The sequence below is a fragment of the Flagellimonas olearia genome (assembly GCF_009184425.1).
GTDB lineage: Bacteria > Bacteroidota > Bacteroidia > Flavobacteriales > Flavobacteriaceae > Flagellimonas > Flagellimonas olearia.
The window spans coordinates 1,521,401-1,540,371 of record NZ_WELG01000001.1; the positions used below are offsets into that span (position 1 = coordinate 1,521,401).

The 18,971-nt window shown below is 44.1% G+C and carries 15 protein-coding genes; 12 read left to right on the forward strand and 3 right to left on the reverse strand.

The annotated features are described in order from the left end of the window. Window positions 1-11: 11 nt before the first annotated feature. The 4 genes from F8C76_RS06580 to F8C76_RS06595 all read left to right on the forward strand — a co-directional run bounded on the left by F8C76_RS06580 (window position 12) and on the right by F8C76_RS06595 (window position 4,933). On the forward strand, window positions 12-1,772 hold the full coding sequence (locus F8C76_RS06580; protein ID WP_152130987.1) for a PQQ-dependent sugar dehydrogenase: 1,761 nt from the start codon (window positions 12-14) through the stop codon (window positions 1,770-1,772). 22 nt (window positions 1,773-1,794) lie between these two features. Further along, complete coding sequence (locus F8C76_RS06585; protein ID WP_152130988.1) at window positions 1,795-3,051, forward strand: amidohydrolase/deacetylase family metallohydrolase; 1,257 nt, start codon at window positions 1,795-1,797, stop codon at window positions 3,049-3,051. Between the two features lie 71 nt (window positions 3,052-3,122). Then, window positions 3,123-4,334: an aminotransferase class V-fold PLP-dependent enzyme gene (locus tag F8C76_RS06590; RefSeq protein WP_242502048.1), complete on the forward strand. Its 1,212-nt coding sequence runs from the start codon at window positions 3,123-3,125 to the stop codon at window positions 4,332-4,334. Window positions 4,335-4,345: 11 nt separating this feature from the next. Then, window positions 4,346-4,933 carry a RidA family protein gene (locus F8C76_RS06595; RefSeq protein WP_152130989.1) on the forward strand — a complete coding sequence of 196 codons (588 nt, stop codon included), beginning with the start codon at window positions 4,346-4,348 and terminating at the stop codon, window positions 4,931-4,933. 50 nt (window positions 4,934-4,983) lie between these two features. Here the strand turns inward: F8C76_RS06595 and F8C76_RS06600 are convergent, their stop codons facing one another. Beyond that, window positions 4,984-5,853 carry an AraC family transcriptional regulator gene (locus F8C76_RS06600; RefSeq protein ID WP_152130990.1) on the reverse strand — a complete coding sequence of 290 codons (870 nt, stop codon included), beginning with the start codon at window positions 5,851-5,853 and terminating at the stop codon, window positions 4,984-4,986. A gap of 81 nt (window positions 5,854-5,934) precedes the next feature. Between F8C76_RS06600 and F8C76_RS06605 the strand changes: the two genes are divergently transcribed. Continuing rightward, window positions 5,935-6,660: a phytanoyl-CoA dioxygenase family protein gene (locus F8C76_RS06605; RefSeq protein WP_152130991.1), complete on the forward strand. Its 726-nt coding sequence runs from the start codon at window positions 5,935-5,937 to the stop codon at window positions 6,658-6,660. A gap of 145 nt (window positions 6,661-6,805) precedes the next feature. Here the strand turns inward: F8C76_RS06605 and F8C76_RS06610 are convergent, their stop codons facing one another. Continuing rightward, window positions 6,806-7,414 (reverse strand): superoxide dismutase, encoded by a 609-nt coding sequence (locus tag F8C76_RS06610; protein WP_211372123.1) that lies wholly within the window; start codon window positions 7,412-7,414, stop codon window positions 6,806-6,808. An 87-nt stretch (window positions 7,415-7,501) separates the two neighbouring features. Here F8C76_RS06610 and F8C76_RS06615 point away from each other — a divergent pair, with 87 nt between their 5' ends. The 7 genes from F8C76_RS06615 (at window position 7,502) to F8C76_RS06640 (ending at window position 18,547) form a co-directional block, all read left to right on the forward strand. Beyond that, on the forward strand, window positions 7,502-8,143 hold the full coding sequence (locus F8C76_RS06615) for a helix-turn-helix transcriptional regulator (RefSeq protein WP_152130993.1): 642 nt from the start codon (window positions 7,502-7,504) through the stop codon (window positions 8,141-8,143). A 162-nt stretch (window positions 8,144-8,305) separates the two neighbouring features. After that, complete coding sequence (locus F8C76_RS06620) at window positions 8,306-12,820, forward strand: two-component regulator propeller domain-containing protein (RefSeq protein WP_152130994.1); 4,515 nt, start codon at window positions 8,306-8,308, stop codon at window positions 12,818-12,820. Between the two features lie 132 nt (window positions 12,821-12,952). After that, complete coding sequence (locus F8C76_RS18700; RefSeq protein ID WP_170283989.1) at window positions 12,953-13,099, forward strand: hypothetical protein; 147 nt, start codon at window positions 12,953-12,955, stop codon at window positions 13,097-13,099. Between the two features lie 67 nt (window positions 13,100-13,166). After that, entirely contained in the window at window positions 13,167-14,111 is a 945-nt protein-coding gene (locus F8C76_RS06625) for a DUF4412 domain-containing protein (protein ID WP_152130995.1), read from the forward strand. 27 nt (window positions 14,112-14,138) lie between these two features. Beyond that, the gene (locus tag F8C76_RS06630) at window positions 14,139-14,894 is read left to right on the forward strand and encodes a hypothetical protein (RefSeq protein ID WP_152130996.1); all 756 of its coding nucleotides are present in this window, start codon (window positions 14,139-14,141) and stop codon (window positions 14,892-14,894) included. 16 nt (window positions 14,895-14,910) lie between these two features. Beyond that, on the forward strand, window positions 14,911-15,492 hold the full coding sequence (locus F8C76_RS06635) for a hypothetical protein (protein ID WP_152130997.1): 582 nt from the start codon (window positions 14,911-14,913) through the stop codon (window positions 15,490-15,492). Window positions 15,493-15,511: 19 nt separating this feature from the next. Further along, entirely contained in the window at window positions 15,512-18,547 is a 3,036-nt protein-coding gene (locus F8C76_RS06640; RefSeq protein ID WP_152130998.1) for a hypothetical protein, read from the forward strand. Here the strand turns inward: F8C76_RS06640 and F8C76_RS06645 are convergent. Beyond that, window positions 18,544-18,969 carry a LemA family protein gene (locus tag F8C76_RS06645; RefSeq protein WP_170283990.1) on the reverse strand — a complete coding sequence of 142 codons (426 nt, stop codon included), beginning with the start codon at window positions 18,967-18,969 and terminating at the stop codon, window positions 18,544-18,546. The genes F8C76_RS06640 and F8C76_RS06645 overlap by 4 nt on opposite strands. Window positions 18,970-18,971 lie beyond the last annotated feature (2 nt).

An 18,971-nucleotide genomic window follows, 5' to 3' on the forward strand; every position in this document is an offset into this window, starting at 1 on the left:
TTTAAAAGAGTATGGTTTTCAAGCACAAAATCAGGAGCATTATTCTTTCCTTGGGCGTTGTTTTTTGTTTGACGCAATGCACGGAACCGGGACGTCATGGAGGACTTTTTCTGCCCGATGGTTTCGCCTCTGTGGTGGTTGTGGACAGTATTCCTGAAAGGGTACGCCACATGGATGTGACCGAGGACAATATTCTTTACGCCAAACTCAGAAACTCCAAAGAAGAAGGCGTTGCAGCGGCTTTACAGGATACTGATGGCAATGGCGAAGCTGACATCATCAAAAAATTTGGAGGAAGTAGTGAGCCCCAACGTTGGAGCTATGCCACTGCCATGCGAATCTATAATGGTTACATCTATTACAGTTCCGAATTGGTGGTGTATCGACAAAAACTGAGCCCCGGCAGCTTGGTTCCGGAAGGGGAAGTCGAGGTGATTTTGACCGATGACCATGAACATGGCAAGCACGAGCATATTGCCAAACCTGTGGCCTTTGATGACAAAGGAAATATGTATGTGCCCTTTGGAGCACCCTCAAATGCCTGCCAAGATCCAAAACGTACCCCGGGTGTTTCTGGAATGGATCCCTGTCCGCAATTGGAAGACCACGGAGGCATCTGGAAGTTCGATGCCAACAAGTTGGGGCAGACCCAAAAAGATGGTGTAGAATATGCAACCGGTATTAGAAGTGTGGTAGCCCTTACTTGGAACCCCGCAGATGGCGAACTCTATGGGGTAATGCACGGAAGGGACGACCTTTTGCGTTTATGGCCCGATAAATATACCCCATGGGAAAGTGCGCTTTTGCCCTCAGAGGAATTCATGAAAATCACCGAGGGATCGGACTTTGGATGGCCGTACTGCTATTATGACCAAATCAAGGGTAAAAAAGTCTTGGCTCCAGAATACGGTGGGGATGGTGAAATTATAGGAAGATGTGACCAGTACGAAGACCCTATCATGGGTTTTCCAGGGCATTGGGCCCCCAACGATGTGGTTTTTTATCAAGGGGATCAATTTCCCGATCGCTATAAAAATGGGGCTTTCATTGCCTTCCATGGATCCACCAATAGGTCTCCTTACCCCCAATCGGGTTATTTTGTGGGATTTGTCCCTTTCGAAAATGGTAAGCCCAGTGGGGATGTAGAAGTATTTGCCGATGGTTTTGCCGGCGTGGACCCTCTAGTAAGCGTAAGGGATGCGGTATATCGCCCCATGGGAATTGCTTTTGGCCCCGATGGTTCCATGTACATCTCCGACTCTGTAAAAGGAAAGATTTGGAAAATCATCTTTAATGGCGACCGCAACAATTTTGGGGAAGAGCAATTATTGGCCATGGAAGATCGCAAGAAACTCTCCCATATCAGGACACCCGATGAAATCAAGGACAACCTCATTTCAGGAGGACTGGTGGGAGGCCCAAAGGCATATCAGACCTATTGCAGTGCGTGCCACCAACGAAATGGTAAAGGAGCGCCGGGTAGATTCCCTCCCCTTACCGGTACCGATTGGGTAACCGGAGACAAGGAAAGACTCATCAGTGTAGTGCTTCGGGGTATGGAAGGCAGCCTAAAAGTGGGAGATGAAGTATACAATGGCATGATGCCCCAACACAGCTTTTTGAGTGACCAAGAAATTGCCGAGGTACTCACCTACATTAGGTCCAATTTTGGTAATGACGCCAGTTCTGTAAGTAAAAATGAAGTGACCAAATTAAGGGAACAACTCCAAGAGAGTGGTGAAAATGGTCCAATACAAGTGCAAACAGATTAACATTTATAAATAAAACCAACTTATGAAAACAAAAATTCTTTGGATAGGGAAATTGTATGCAACATCCTTCATCTTCTTATTTACCATGGTGACCATGGCCCAAGATTATGACATCTTGATCAAAAATGGGCATTTGATCGATGCCAAAAACAACATTGACAAAGTCATGGATGTTGCCATAAAAGATGGCAAAATTGCTGAAGTTTCCAATAGCATATCCAAAAACAAAGCCAAGACCGTAATCGATGCCAAGGGACTTTATGTAAGTGCCGGCTTGATAGACATCCATAGCCATAATTTTTATGGTACCGAATCCAATGCTTATTTGAGCAATGGTTTTTACGCTGTTCCACCAGATGGTTTCACCTTCAGAAGCGGTGTTACCACAGTTGCCGATGCCGGGGGTGCCGGTTGGAGGAACTTCAGACAGTTTAAAGAGCAGGTGATCGATAGATCCAAAACCAGGGTACTATCGTTTTTGAACATTGTAGGTTCTGGAATGAAAGGTGGCCCTATAGAGCAAAACCTAAGTGATATGGATGCCCGGATGACCGCCATGGTGGCCAGACAGTTTCCCAACGATGTGGTTGGGGTAAAATTGGCACACTTCAGTGGATTTGATTGGACACCCGCAGAAAGGGCTGCAGAGGCAGGAAGACTTGCCGATATCCCGGTTATGATCGACTTTGGTGGAAGTGAGCCCGAATTGTCTTTGGAAACACTCTTCATGGAAAAGTTACGTCCCGGAGATATTTTCACCCATGCCTATGGTCACGTAGATGGCCGTACCCCCATTGTGGATGAAAATGGAAAAGTAAGGAACTATGTTTTTGCCGCACAAAAAAGAGGGATCATTTTTGACGTAGGCCATGGTGGTGGAAGTTTTGTTTTCGAGCAAGTTGTTCCAGCCATGGAGCAAGGTCTGAAACCCAATTCCATCAGTACCGACCTTCACACTGGAAGTATGAATGGAGGAATGAAGGATATGGCCAATATCATGTCCAAGTTCCTAAACTTGGGTATGTCGTTAAGCGAAGTTATCACCGTATCAACTTGGGAACCGGCCAAAATCATTCAACGAACCGATTTAGGACATATTTCTGTAGGGGCTGTGGCCGATGTTACCGTATTAAACCATAAAAAGGGAGAATTCGGATTCATCGACACCAGGAATACCAAAATGGAAGGAGATCAGAAAGTAGAATGCGAACTCACCATCAGGGATGGTAAAGTGGTCTACGACCTCAACGGTCTTTCAAAACCTGCTTGGAGCAAATAGTGAATCCGTATTTCAATAAAAACAAATCCAATAAATAGTAAGAACATTTTTAATATAAACAACCAAAGATTATGAGCAGAAGAAAAGTTTTAAAAACGCTTTCCGCCCTACCCGTTGCGGGCGGATTAATGGGAACCGGATTGTTGTCCGCAAAAACCCTTGAAACAACGGTCACCCAAACCGCGGGCCGGAATTTCTTCAAGGAGTTGGGCGTACGTACATTTATCAATGCTGCAGGCACCTATACCTCCATGACCGGATGTCTAATGAGAAAAGAAGTGACCGATGCCATTAAATATGCAACCACTGAATACGTAAACCTGGACGATCTACAGGACAAGGTTGGCGAACGTATTGCCGAATTGCTCGATTGTGAGTATGCAACCGTTTCCTCCGGGTGCTTTGGAGCCATGACCATTGGATTGGCCGGTGTTATCTGCGGAATGGACAACAAAAAGGTAAGCCAGCTTCCTGACACAACCGGATTGAAGAATGAGGTTATTGTACAAAAAGGACATGCCATTGGATATACCCATGCCCTATTGAACACTGGAGCAAAAATTGTTGAGGTGGATGGTGTCAAGGAATTGGAAAAAGCCATCAATAAAAACACGGCAATGTTTTGGTTCCTTAATGCAAACACCGCTAACGGTAAAATTAAGCACGAGGAATTTGTAGCCCTTTCCCAAAAGCATGGTATTCCTTGTATGATTGATTGCGCTGCTGATGTACCTCCAGTGGAAAACTTGTTCAAGTACACCAAATTGGGCTTTGATTTGGTATGCTTTTCAGGAGGAAAAGGAATCCGTGGACCTCAGAGTGCCGGGCTTCTATTGGGTAAGCGTAAGTACATTGAGGCAGCAAGATTGCACTGCCCACCAAGAGGTACTACCATTGCCAGGGGTATGAAAGTGAACAAAGAGGAAATTTTGGGTATGTTGGTTGCTTTGGAGGTTTACTTGTCCAAAGACCACGAACAAGAATGGAAACTTTGGGAAAGCCAAATCGAATTGATCAGTGAAAGTGCCAAATCCGTTGCAGGTGTTGAGACTGAAATCCATGTACCTCCGGTTGCCAACCATGTACCCAGTCTAAGAGTAACTTGGGATGAGAGCATTGTGAAAATCACAAAAGAGGAAGCCCGTAAACAACTTCGTGAAGGTCACCCATCCATCCAAACCGTTGGAGGTAAGGATGATATAGGTATTACCACTTGGATGATGGACCCAGGACAAGAACGCATTGTTGCACAACGCTTGAAGGAAATATTGGCTAACGCATAAATAAGTCTGATATGAAACGTACAATCGCTTTTCTTGCCGTGGTCTTGATAGGAGCTGTCTCCTGTCAACCCAAACAAGAAAATTCAACCACAGTTGAAAATGAACCCGTAAAAAAAGAGGAGGTGATTGATCCCAGTTATAATCCTGAAGCAAAAATTCAGGAGCTGGGCATAACGTTGAGTGAGCCTTCTCCACCAGTCGCCAATTATGTGAATGCCGTCCGTGTTGGGAATCTGATTTTCCTTGCCGGAAAAGGTCCCCTTAAACCCGATGGCAACAACATCACTGGAAAAGTAGGTGACGATCTTTCCATTGAGGATGGATATGAAGCAGCTCGAATTACGGGAATCAACCAACTCTCCGTTCTGAAAGGGGAATTGGGCAACCTCAATAAGGTGAAACGTGTCGTAAAAGTGAAGGGAATGGTGAATGCTGCACCCGATTTTACGGACCACCCCAAGGTAATCAATGGGTATTCCGATCTAATGGTCGCCGTTTTCGGTGAGCGCGGAAAGCATGCCCGTGCCGCCGTGGGAATGGGTTCTTTGCCAAGCAATATTGCGGTTGAAATTGAAATGATAGTAGAGGTACAAGACTAAATCAACCAACACTATATAAAAGGGAAGGTAGAATTGCTCTTATGGGCAATTCAATCTTCCCTTACTTTTTTCAGCTCTTGGATATACTCCCTTGGTGATTTTCCCGTGTATTTCCTGAACACCGTTGAAAAGTATTGCGAAGAATTAAACCCCAAAGCATAGGCCACCTCGGTCACGGAAGACTCCATTGGCAATATTTCCTTGGCTTTTTCCATACGTTTTCGGTTAATGTATTCCTTCGGGGTATTCCCCGTGTTCAGCTTAAACCATGCCTTAAAATACCCTGTGGACACCTGGATCAGGTCGGCCAGCTCATCCACATACATATTTCGATATAGATTCTTCTCTATGAAATCGTCGATCAGTATAACCCGTTGGGAAACCTCAGCTTCCAGTTTCCGTTGGGAAAGGTCCAAGGTATCCAATAAGAGACGAAGCAACAGCGCTTCCCTTCGAATTTCACCCAAATCCATTGCTTTATGGGTCGACAAGGCAAACAGTTCCACCAACAGCTCCTTGACCTGCTGCGCACCTCTAAAAGGAATATTGGAAGCCTCCTCCAGCCTTTGCAAAAGCAAACTACTTTTTGTTTGGGGAAGATGGCATAGCTTTCCCCCATCCCCTATAAGTTTCAACTGTATCCAATACAGCTCACCCTTTTCCTCGGGCATCCCACCCGTGTCATGGGCCCTATTGGGAGGGACTATTAAAATGTCACCGCCTTTTAGGTAATGTCTGTGACCTTCCACGATATACTGTTGCACCCCATCAAGGCAATAACAAATTTCAATCATATCCGCATGGAAATGGGTTTCCAAACCCGGATTTGCCCTTGCATACCTGTAATGCCCAAATTGTTCCACCCTCGGAATGCGGTGCTGATGGGGCAAAAGAACAGTTCGGGTGGATATCTCTTTCATTAAATGTTCAAAAAAGTAAGGTTGTACAAAAATAGTAGCTATTTTGGATTGGAGTTCTGATTTTTGGAAAAACGAAATATCATGGAAAATATCAAAGAAACTTTCAGCGTAGAAGGCTATGTGGCCATCCCTTCACTATTGACAGCCCATGAGGTTGAGGAGCTACGAACCATATACAATCAACTCCTATCTGAAACGGAGAAGACCAAAGGCTTGCGCAGTGACTTGGCCGGTAGCACCAATGGAGATGGTAAAAAAGTAGAGCGCATCACCCAAATTATGCGACCCAGTATGATCGAGGAAAAACTAATGGCACATAATGCCTATAAAAAAGCCTCGGAATGGGCCAAGCATTTGCTTGGAGAGGACATGGAACTTGATTTTGATATGTTGATCAATAAAGCACCCCATACTGACACCGAAACACCATGGCACCAAGATGCTGCCTACTGGATTGATTTGCCAGATAAGCGAGCCGCAAGCTGTTGGATTGCATTGGACCATGTGCATGAAGCCAATGGTTGTATGTGGTTTTTGCCTGTTGATGAAAAAAAAGTGCTCCCCCATCAAAGTCTACCCGGAGGTGGAGCCCTCTATTGTGAAGCCGATACCGCGAATGCCAAACCCATTCCTTTGCAGGCTGGTGGATGCACCTTTCATGATGGGCACACCCTGCATTACAGCAAGGGTAATAGTACGGATGGACAACGCAGGGCATTGATTTTGAATTTCAGGCCAAAACAGATGATCCTTTTGGAACGGGAACAGGGAATGGACCATACGGGCAATCGCGAAAAAAGGAGTTAACAGCCTGTTTACTATATACTCCCAAACATAAATCGCATAATAGCCTAGAAATGATTCAAGTAAAGAAGAATGCTGAATGATACATGACCAAGCCCAGTCCGTTAAACAGGACCGGGCTTGGCCAACTGGTATAGAGAACTAAAGTCTAGCGCTGCGTTTCTACGTAGCGTCTTTCCACTTCTTTCCAATCGACCACATTCCAAAAAGCATCGATATACTCTGGTCTTTTGTTTTGATAGTTGAGGTAATAGGCATGCTCCCAAACATCCAATCCCAAAATGGGAGTACCTTGGTCTGGGGCCGTATCCATCAGTGGATTGTCTTGGTTTGGAGTGGATGTTACTTTCAATGCACCATCTCCATCAACGATCAACCAAGCCCATCCAGAACCAAAACGGGTTGCTGCAGCATTGGCAAAGGCCGTTTTAAACGCTTCCACCGATCCAAATGCACTTTCAATGGCCTCGGAAAGCTTTGCCGGTAATTCGGTACCAGCTGGTGTCAAAATGGTCCAGAACAGACTGTGGTTGTAGTGACCACCGCCATTGTTTCGGATACCACTGGACAAATTTGAGATCTTTCCAAAGAGACTTTCCAAATCAGAGTCCTCAAGTTTGGCCTCTTCCAATGCAGCGTTAAGTTTGCTCACATAGCCTTGGTGATGCTTGGTATGGTGAATTTCCATGGTTGTTGCATCAATATAGGGTGCCAAAGCGTCATAACTGTACGATAATTCCGGTAATTTGTAACTCATAATATGTAGATTTGAATAAAATGACTTTTAAAAACAATACAAAGATATTACATTTGTCAAATAAACCAAATAATCACTTTGTTTATTATGAATAATAGTGTTCCAGAAAACGAACGGGCTATTTGGATACTCAAAAATGAGGGTGAAAAAACGTTGAAAGATTTGGCCCAGTCCCTTGGTGTAACTACGGAAGGTGCTCGGTTTCAGCTTTTAAAACTCTCCAATGATGGCTATGTAAAATCTGAAAGCAGGGCCTTGGGACGAGGACGCCCACAACAATTCTGGTCTTTGACAAAAAAAGGGCATGGCAAGTTCCCCGATTCCCATTCGGAGCTGACCTTGAGATTGATCAACACCATCAAGGAGAACTTGGGAGAGGAAACTTTGTCCCAACTCATCAATTCAACAGGAGAGGATAACCTACGGAACTATCGCAAGATGATTGTGGAAACGGACCCTTTGGAGTCAAAAGTTGAAAAATTGGCCGAATTACGTGAAAAAGAGGGCTATATGGCCCATTACGAACAAAATCAGGATGGTGATTACCTATTGATAGAAAACCACTGCCCCATTTGTGCCGCTGCCACATTATGCCAAGGTTTTTGTGCCACGGAACTGAATACCTTCCAATCGGTTCTTGGACCCAACGTCAAAGTGGAACGTATAGATCATATTCTTGCTGGGGCCAGGCGCTGCGCCTATTTGATCCAGGATAAAACAAAAAGCTAACGCAAAACCACCATTCGCTCTTCCTGTATCTTCCCGGGGCCATGGAAAAGCCTTCCTTATCCATTATAAACCCGCCAAAACCTTCAAATTAAGTCCTTATCGAATTTTAAGGATCAATAAAAGGCCTATCTTGTAGAGACTAAACCTCAACCATTAAGAGCATTGCGAATACACAGCGACTGTAAAGGTCATGTCACATCAGCCTCTTTTAAGATACTAATCCTGATTCTTTGTATTGGGACTTATGTATCTGGTTATACCCAAAATTCATCCACCACCCACAATAGATTTTCTTTCAACGACCTTACCGTAAACGACGGGCTTTCCCAAAATAGCGTGGTGAGCATAGCCCAAGACACTACCGGGTTTCTTTGGTTTGCCACACAAGACGGGCTCAACCAATATGACGGAAAGGAATTTAAGATTCTCCAAGAGCAGTTCGAAGATGTTACCCGACCTTCCTATAGCAAACTGGGCAAAGTTTACATTGATTCAAAAAATACCCTCTGGGCCATTACCAACCCCGGAACCTTGAAATTTTATGACGAAAAAAAGGGGAGGTTTCAAAAAGTGGAGGCCTTGGACAGTGCAAGCGTTATTTATGAGGATTCCAAGAAGAACCTTTATGTGGGCACTTTTGGAAGAGGGCTCTACAGGATATCACATGATACAGGGGACACCTTATCCATCCTGGACAAAGCGGTCCAAAACCCAAATATTCACGATCTCATAGCATACAAAAATGACCTCTGGATCGCAGCTTCGGGCGGAGTGTTCAAACTGAATCCCAAAGAGCATACCTTGAACGAAATTCCCAGCATACCCGACACCAATTTCAGCTCCTTTGCGCAAAAAGACAATACCATTTATGTAGGAAGTTATGGAAAAGGACTCTTTATGGCTTCCAACGATAATGATGGCTTGGAGCAGTTCAACGGGTTTAAAGAAAAAATGTTCCCCAAAGATTTGGTAATTCTGGACCTATTGATCGATCAGCATGGTAAACTTTGGGTGGCCACCTATGGCCAAGGGCTGTACATTATTGATTTCTCTTCCGAACGCATTAGTCATTTTATGGCGAACAAGAACAACCCGAACGCCATTCACTATAACGACATACTCTCCTTATTTGAAGATGCTTCCGGAACCGTTTGGTTGGGAACGGATGGGGCGGGTCTCAGCTATTTTGATCAATATTTGGCAAAATTCAACACACTTACCAATAAACAACTTCCAAGGGACATCCATGTTGATGTTATCCGTGCCATTGCAGAGGAAAATGGGACCATCTGGCTTGGGACATCGGGAAAGGGCTTGACGAAAATTAGGCTGGGCACACAACAGTACAGAACCATCAAAGCAGAAAATTCCAATTTACTGGGAGACCGAATCATGTCCTTACACTATGATGGTACCACCTTGTGGATAGGCCATCAGGACCACGGTCTACAATTGATGGATTCCAACGGAGGCATTGCCACTGCCCAAGGAACACAGAACTTTACCATTTGGAAAATCCTTGACGCCCCGAAAGACCGCCTATGGCTATGCACCCGCAACCATGGCTTGATCCTCTACGATAAGATAAACGGAAAAACCATCCAATATACCGCGGAAAACTCTGGGCTAAGCTCCAACAACATACGAACCGCGGAAACGGGAAAATCAAACTTCCTTTGGATTGGGACCGAACAAAACGGTCTTTTTCTCTTGGATGTGGCCAGCAACACAATTACTGGGGTCACATCGATTCCCGATAAAATCAAATCCCTCTATTACAGTTCCGATACCCTTTGGATAGGCACCAATGGCAATGGGCTGAAATCCTATGTTCCATCCAATGGAAACATTCAACACTTTACCACCCAAGATGGTCTCCCCAACAATGTCATCTATGGTATCTTGCCAGATGCACAACATAATTTATGGCTGAGTACCAACAAGGGGATTTCCAAATTTTCCGTGACCAATGGAAATCCCGACATTGAAAACTATGAAAACTACGATGGCCTGCAATCCTATGAATTCAATACCGGGGCCTATTTTAAAGCAGACGATGGCACACTGTATTTTGGAGGACTGGAAGGACTCAACTGGTTTAAGCCCGATCAACTGGAAACCAACCCTTTTAAACCCAAAACGGTAATCACCAATGTAAAGATTTTCAATGCCAGCCGTAACCTTACCGAGAATGTCCCCTTAAAGCATACACAAAATACCATCACCTTTACGTTTTCATCCCTGCAATTTTCACAACCCAATTTAAACGAATACAAATACCGTTTGACCGGCTACGATGAAGATTGGGTGTATGCAGGAAACAACAATGAGGTCCGCTATACCAATTTGCCTCCTGGCGAATACAATTTTCAGGTAATGTCCAGCAATTATGATGGTGTTTGGGGCGATATACCCGCTTCCTATGATTTTGAAATAGAACAGCCGTGGCACTTTACCAACATGGCCATTGCTGTATTCACCACATTTATCTTCCAAGGGTGCTTTATTGCCATTGGCATTTTTATGTTGCTGTTGTATTTCAGGTTACGGAAACAGGACTATCTATTGTACGGTATTTACATTTTGATATTTGCCACCTATTTCTTTTTAAGAATAGATCTTGAACTGGAGTTGCAGCTGTTTTTTGAAAATTATGACACTTCCTATTATTTTTTGGCTCCGTTGGTATTCTTATTATCAGGGGTTTTTATAGCCTTCGTGGACTCATTTGCAGAGATCAGGGAACATCATGCCAAATTTTCACGGGAACTCAAATGGTTTTCCGTCGCCACCTATTTGGCGGCAATTTCCATATTCTTTTATGTGCTTCTCACCAAGGATTTTTTACTGGTAAAAAGGCACTTGAACCTGCTATTATTGCCTTTGCACCTATATGGGATCTACGCCGTGATCAGGGCCTTCATTGTGGTAAAATCCCCTTTACGATATTATATTCTCTTGGGGAATTTTTTCCTCATCGGGTTTAGCATGGTGGGGTTGAACTTGGGGAATCAGCATTCATTTTCAGGGGGTGTGGAATCCAATAACGTTTTTGGCTTTTACAGTTTCAATATCACCCAGTTGGGTGTTTTCTTGGAACTACTGGTATTCTCCCTGGGGTTGGGACACAAGTTTTATCTGGTTGAAATCGAAAAAAACAGATTTCAAAAACTTGATGAACTAAAGACCAAACTCTACACGGATATTTCGCACGAAATTAGGACACCCCTTACCCTAATTTCTGGCCCCATAGAGCACCAACTGGGCCGAACAGGACTTTCCACCGAGGACAGAAAAGAACTGTCCCTAATAAAAAACAATGCCCAAAGGCTTCTGGGGCTGGTCAACCAAATGTTGGACCTCTCCATGATAGATTCCGGCCACTTACAGCTCCATATTGCCAAGGGAGACCTTAGGGGATTGTTGATACAGTTGGTTGAGGCCTTTAGATACATCGCCAAGGAAAAACACATCACCATTACCTACGACTTCAAAAAGATGGACCATGCTTGGTTTGATAGGGACGTGATTGAAAAAATAGTATCCAACTTATTGTCCAATGCCGTAAAATACGCTCCAAAAAACAGTGAGGTCTTGGTCAATGCGGAACGGACGGAGGACAGTTTTGTCTTTTCCATACTGAATTCCACCAGCGAAATGGAAATTGAGGATTTGGGCAAGCTGTTCCAGCGTTTCTACCAGAACAATGAGTCCACCGAAGGCGTTGGGGTGGGACTGGCCCTAGTCCGGGAATTGGTCACCCTATCCAATGGGAGCATCATTGCCAACAATATTGGAGAAGACAAGATTCAATTTACCCTTACCCTGCCCATTACCCAAACGGGTTATGATATGGACACCCCTAATGATTCCTTCGCAGCAGAAGGTGATTCCATAAACTCGGTCCAAACCATACCACAGGTCACCCAAAAACCCTCTTTACTCATTGTTGAGGACGACAAGGATGTCTTATCCTATACCGTTTCCATTTTTAAGGGTGAGTACAAGATCATGACGGCGGGGAACGGAAAAGAAGGTGTTGAAATGGCCCTGAAAAATCTTCCCGACCTGATCATAAGCGATGTCATGATGCCTGTTCAAAATGGCATAGAACTCTGTGACCAAATAAAGAGCAATGAGCTTACCAGTCACATTCCAGTGCTATTGCTTACCGCAAAGACCAGTGAAGAAAGTCAGCTTAAAGGGCTAAAAACAGGAGCGGATGCCTATGTGACCAAGCCTTTCAACCCCAATATTTTAAAAGTTCGGGTAGAAAAGCTTTTGGAGAACAGGGAACGACTTCGGGAACATTACTCCAAAACCTTTAAGGTAAATCCCGGTCTTGTTCCCACCAAAACGGAGGCCGAATTTTTAAAGCGTCTCCAACAGGTGCTGGACGATCACATTACCTCTTCGGAATTTACCAGCGAAAAATTCTCCGAGTTGATGCACATGAGCCGTTCACAACTGCACAAAAAGCTCAATGCCATCACGGGAATGTCCACAACAGAATTTGTTCGGGCACAACGCATCAACTTGGCCACAGACCTCTTGCGCAAATCCGACGCCCCAATTTCTGAAATTGCCTATCAGGTTGGATTCAACACACCCTCTTATTTTAATAAGTGTTTTAAGGAAATCCAGGGCTGCACTCCTGTTGAGTTTCTTTCCAAGTAGCCCTAAAACAGGCTTTTCTCCCCTTTGGAAACATATGTTACATCATTGAAAACATATGTTACATCCCCGTCTTTTCCCGTAAGATACCTTTACGACAAGTATCATTTTTAGGCATAGGCCACCCCAGGCACCATGAAAGATAAAAAGGGACACGATAAAATTTACCTGAGTATAGACCACCTAAAAAATGGAACATACCAACTGAACATCCTATTGGCAAACAAAGTTGTACAGACCTTGGAAATCCATAAAGAAGGAACCCTAACATCAAAAATGTAACGGACGGGAACGCCCCCCTCCCATCCCTTACCTCAATTAAACATAAAGAACCATTAATACGATCATTATGAAAAGAAGAGTGAAACTATTGCTGATATGTAGCTTGGCCGTATCGTTTTCCACACAGGCCCAATTTTTGAAAAAGCTGAAGAAAAAAGCCGAAAATGCAGTTGAGCGCACCATCCTGAACCGTACGGACGAAGAAGTATCCAAAGGAACCGATAAGGCCATCGATTCCATTACCCAAGGAAAAAAAGAGGGCAAGACCAGTGGAAAAACCACTAGCGGAAGCACCTCAAAGAATATTGGGGAGACGGAAAAAAACTTGGACCAGAAAAAACAGGATCAAGCCAAGGAAGCCGCCATGCAGAAAAAAATGGCCGGTCTCTTAGGTGGGGGTGGACTCAAGGGAATCCCCGATGTCTATGAGTTTTCCTATAGGGCCACCATGAAGATCACTACCCAAAAAGAGGATACCGAAATCCAATATTGGATGGAACCCGGTCAACGCTATTTTGGCAATTGGCACAAAGAAGGCAAGATGAGCAATATCACGGTGATGGATATGGAAAACCAAGCCATGGTAATGTTTACGGATGATGGGGAACGCAAATCGGCCATGAAGATTCCTTCCAGTAAAAAAATGATGGAAAAACTCACCAAAAAAATGGAGGAAAAGAACCAAAATGCCAAAGAAGACATTAAAATCACCCCCATTGCCGACAAGACCATTTTGGGGTACCGTTGCAAAGGGTATCAGATAACCAGTAAGGACGGTATTTCCAAAGTATGGATCACCAATGAGACTCCAGTGGGGTACTTGGGTGGCATAGCCAATGCCGAAAATCTTCCCTCCAGCGTATTACCTCTTGGCGAGAACACCATGTTCATGGAAATGCAATTTGAATCGGCCAAGAAGCAAAAGGACAACTTTAGCATGGTATGTACCGAACTCAAGGAAGAAAGCATGACCATAAAGAAAGAAGAATACGCCACCATGGGCGGGTTTTAATAGGATTGAACCTCTAAAATGTACGACATGAAAAAAATATTGGGATACACCATACTCTTCCTGTTCTTAAGTACAGGAGCAAGGGCACAGGAATTTGACCTTGGGGACATCATGGGCGAAGCACAGGAATTTTTTGGAGAAGCGCAGGAAAAAGCGGAACACCAAGCAGATACTGAGGCCCAGAAAAAGTTTGAGGCCGCATTCAAGGATAAGTTTAAAAAATGGGGAGAATACTTGAATGAACTTGACGGCTATTCAGCCGACACCAAATGTGCCTATATGATCTTTAAATATAAAATAGAGTACGATGCCCTTGTCAAAGAAACTACAGCTGCTACAAACTGTTCAAAGAAATATGACCTGTATGGTATGCAACTAATGGCAAAATTGTCCTCAACAAGTATCATTTATTGTTCTGAAGATTTATTTAATCTTATAAACTATAGTTTGGGGGGGGAAGAAATCGAAAATAGGGATGCCAGGGTCCGTACTTTGGAGAAAGAGATTTTTGATATCATCAAAATTAGTCGCAATACACACAGGAGGGATGCAATGAGCTTGAGAGACCCGGAACTATCCGATTTTGAGGCCACATTTTTGGAGGTCTTTGGTTATAAAAATCCTGATTTGATGGAAGACCACTTTAATCATGAAGCGGATGACTCGATATTAGCAGAGATCAACGGTGTTCTTATGGCATATTTTCATCCCGCACAGCTCCTTGCCAGTACAATTTCAATTAGCAAGGAAATGGATAAACTTAAACCCTGTGCAGGTCTTTAACATCAAACACAACACCATGAAAATCAATACACCATACTTTATCCCTTTGATTTCACTCCTTCTCATTTCCTGTGGGAGCAAAGAAGAAAACAAAAAAGAACCGGAAACATCCGTCACTACCGAGCTTGTCAAAATAGTCAAGGACACTCAGGAAAACCGGGAAACACTGGTCCATGAAACCCCGCTTACCAAAGAGCAGTTTGCGGCTTGGTTGCCCGAAACAGTATTGGGGATGCCCTTGACTTCCTCAACCATTAACATGCTTCCGGGAATTGGTTCCTGTGGTGCTACCTACAGTATACAAAACAGAAGGGTGCGGGTAATGATCATTGATGGCGCTGGCGAAAAGGGAAACAATGCAGTGAGCACCTACCGGATGTCCAGCACCATGGAATATGACGAAAAGGGCTCTTGGGGCAGCACCAAGACCACCACCATCAATGGAATTAAAGTAAAGGAATCCGCTTTAAAAAATGGCAAGTTCAATCTGTCCATGTTCTACGACAACCGATTTGCCGTTGATGTGGAAACCTATGAAGTAAGCCACGAAGAATTGGAACAACTCGTCAAGGAATTGAATTTAGGGCAGCTTCACTGATCTCATCAACCTTATCTGTATGAAAGACCATAGCACATTATTGATTTCCGATGCCTCTCGAAGGGATTTTTTCAAACAACTGGTATTGGGCGGTTCCGGACTGTACCTATCTCCCTTGTTGTTTCAAAGCTGTACCAGTGAGGATTTGGGCAGGCCTCCCTTTGGAATTTGGGAAGACATGATCAAAATGTTGGAACAAAGCCCAGACCACTTGATGGCACGGCGCAAAACCCTTGTGGCCTCCAAAGACCCCAAAGCTATGACGGATTTTGTAAGGGATAGTTTCCAAGCAATACCGTCCTATCGGGATTTTTTATCGCAAATTGCACATTACACCCAATACGGGACAGAGATGGCCTTACGCTGTGGACTGGCCACCCCAAGGGAGAAGGCCGAAATATTGAAAGATATGTTGATAGAGGCCGGCTTTGAGGCCAAAGTGGTGTGGGAGCACACGAATATTTCATTGGAGGAATCCAAAGCCATTGTTTTTAAAAAATACATCCCGGAATTTGATCCCCCCATTTCCAATCGGAAAATGCGAAGATGGCACAAGGCATTGGATATTACAGAAACAGGAGAAAGCTTTGAGGTCATCCCCGATTGCATGGAAAAGTCTGAGGCATTGGCCCATGATCTCTTGGGAAAAATTGACAAAAAATATATCCGGGAAGCGGTCATCAACCAAAAAATTCATAAAAATGGGGTTCCCTCGGTAGTCTTCACCGAAAATGGGGAAGAGAAATATGCCCATGTGTTCGACCCCACAGTGCCCTTCGGTCAGCTGCACCCCACCAACGAAGAGAAAGAGTTCGATAATGCCACTGCACTAAAAAAACCTAAGGAACAAAATATTACCATAAGCCTTTCGTGCAGGAACGTTATGGACAAATGGAACGAGACAACCCTAGTTTCAGGAACTTGGAAACTATCCGAACTCCTTGGAAACCAGCTTCAGGTGCAATTTTTGAACAATATGACATTTGGGAATCAAGCCACAAAAACGGTATCCCAAATATGCAATTTCACCCCATGTCTGGCCCTGCAGGATATCTATAAAGATGTGGCCTATTTGGAAGAGCGTTCCTTTTTAGGTGAACCCATCACCTTGGAAGGCGAAAAAGTGCTGGAACGATACAATCCTGCCGTACTCTCAGAAGAAGATTCCGCAGTAGCTATTGGCTACATTCACTCTTTTGAGGGAAAGGTACTTCCACAAGCCTATCCAAAGGTACGATTGGAACTGGAACCCAAAGATGCCGAGGGGAATATCATTGGCGGACTTTCGGCTTCCAATTTTGAGTTGGTGGACAATGGGGAATCACCCATAGGGTGGATGCAACAGAACTCCATTTCCCCCAAAATACTTTTGTTATACGACACCTCCTTGAGCATGCCGGTAGAATATCGGGGTAAAGGTATCAAAGAGTTTTTGGTGCGAACTGAAAATATGATACGGGAAGCCTATCCATCTGCCAAAATAATACTTCAAGAAACAGGTTCAAACGTCTACACTTCCCTGTTAAATGCAAAACAAGTGGATGCCGACCTTATCTTATATGCAACGGACGGGCATAACAGTGATGAGTACGATGAGTCATATCAATCCATTTATGATGCAGGCCCTCCAGCCATTTTGCTCAATGTATTTTCGGTAGACACATTCTACAAGCCCCTAAGGGAAAATATGGACTTTGTTGAGATTGCTGCTGATGACCAGGAAAAGACCATAGCTGAAATCAAAAATTTTGTGGGTCAATTAAAGTTTCCCACCTATGTACTTACCTACAATTCCTTTGATGAAAATGAAAGTCACAAGCTCATGGTAAAGGTCAAGGGAACGGAACACCAAATTGAGCTGTCTTTCACCTTTCCAAAAAATGAAAATATATTGGGAAACCGGATGATTGGGCTCTACCTGACCATAAAAGGAACTGGTTTGAGTCCCATAAAAAGGGTTTTGGCCGGATATGAACCGGATCTTGACAAGCACGGGAATGCGTTAGGCCCAAACCGACAAATGATAGACGAAGTCCACCAAATGTTATTGGGCGGTGCGGTCATGTCCTTTGAACGGGAAGCCCCTACCCTTTCACTTCAACTTACCGAATATTTAAAGACCCTGATGAGCAATCGGGAATGGTTTGAGGCTTTTCAAGATAATGAAACTGACATGGCATTGGAAGCATTGGGAAAGGGGACCTTAAGTTATCCGTCAATTTTGCTGACCATGATGCAGCCCTTGCAAGATCAGGTCACGGAAAATGCAATAACCTATCCCAGTGGGTTCAGAACTTGCCTCATCAAGTGCATTCCTGGCTATTACAGCAAAACCACCAGGATGTCCTTTGATTATATGCCTACCTCCGAATACCTTTCCATAACATACAGTGGCTTGAATACTTTTGAGGAAACCGTTAAAAAAACGGCTCAATTGGCCATTCTGGAAGCACATATGTTCAGCGATAGCGCCTATTCCCAATTGCATAACAAACCATTGCTTTTGAATAAGGATAGGGGAAACCATGAAGCGTTTGTCAAAAAAGCGTTGAAAGAAGATTTTCCCTATTTCTACCCTTTGGTGTATGGTGGTTCCGAGTTGAAATTTATGGATACCTCATTACAAACAAGGTCCTTTTGGAAGATAGACCCCTTGAGGGGTGAGCTCTATGGTATTCTCCCCGACCAGACCGGAGGCGGCAGCAGTAGTACCGAAGAGCAATTGCGCAATCTCGAAACCGTGATGAAAGAGTACAATAAAATACTGACAGCCATAAAGGTGGGAATGGCCATTCCCGGAATTGGCTCGGCCCCACTTTCCATAGTGGCGGCCTACAGTTTCACCTTGGTGAGGCTTTATGCCATAGCCTCGGAAGCCATCATCTTGATGTCAACGGAAAAAATGGATGAACAACTTTCGGCTGCCATGCAACAACTCGCTTGCAATGTTTTAAAGGCGATTACGGTTTCCAGGGTAAAAGGGCCTTTGTCCAAAGGCAATAGTGGGATTGAATTTCTAATAGCGGCCATGGGAAGCAATGCTCCCATCTGCTAACCAAACCTACCCATCTCCAAAGCCGTTTCAATGTCGTTGGCCAATTCTTCCACCACCTTTATATTGTCCAACTTTCCGGATGGAAAAGAAAACAGTCCGTCACGATTCAACACCGCCAAATACATCTGTCTATGCTGAAAAGACAGAAATATGGGGCGATCAAACTTTTCTTTGGGCGCTGTCGCTCCACTAACTTGACCACGCAGCTGCGTCACTTTTAGCAGTATTTCCTTTTCGTGTGCCATGTACTTATTGAGCATGGCCACAAGGTTCGGGATTAAATCGAACCGCTTCTTCAGATAGATTTCAATACTGCCAAAGGCTTGTACCACTTGATTCTTCCTAGCACTGATTTGGTTGTTGGCGATGATGGCAATAAGGCCAATAAGCGCCACAACGGAACCAATGATTATAATTTTCATAC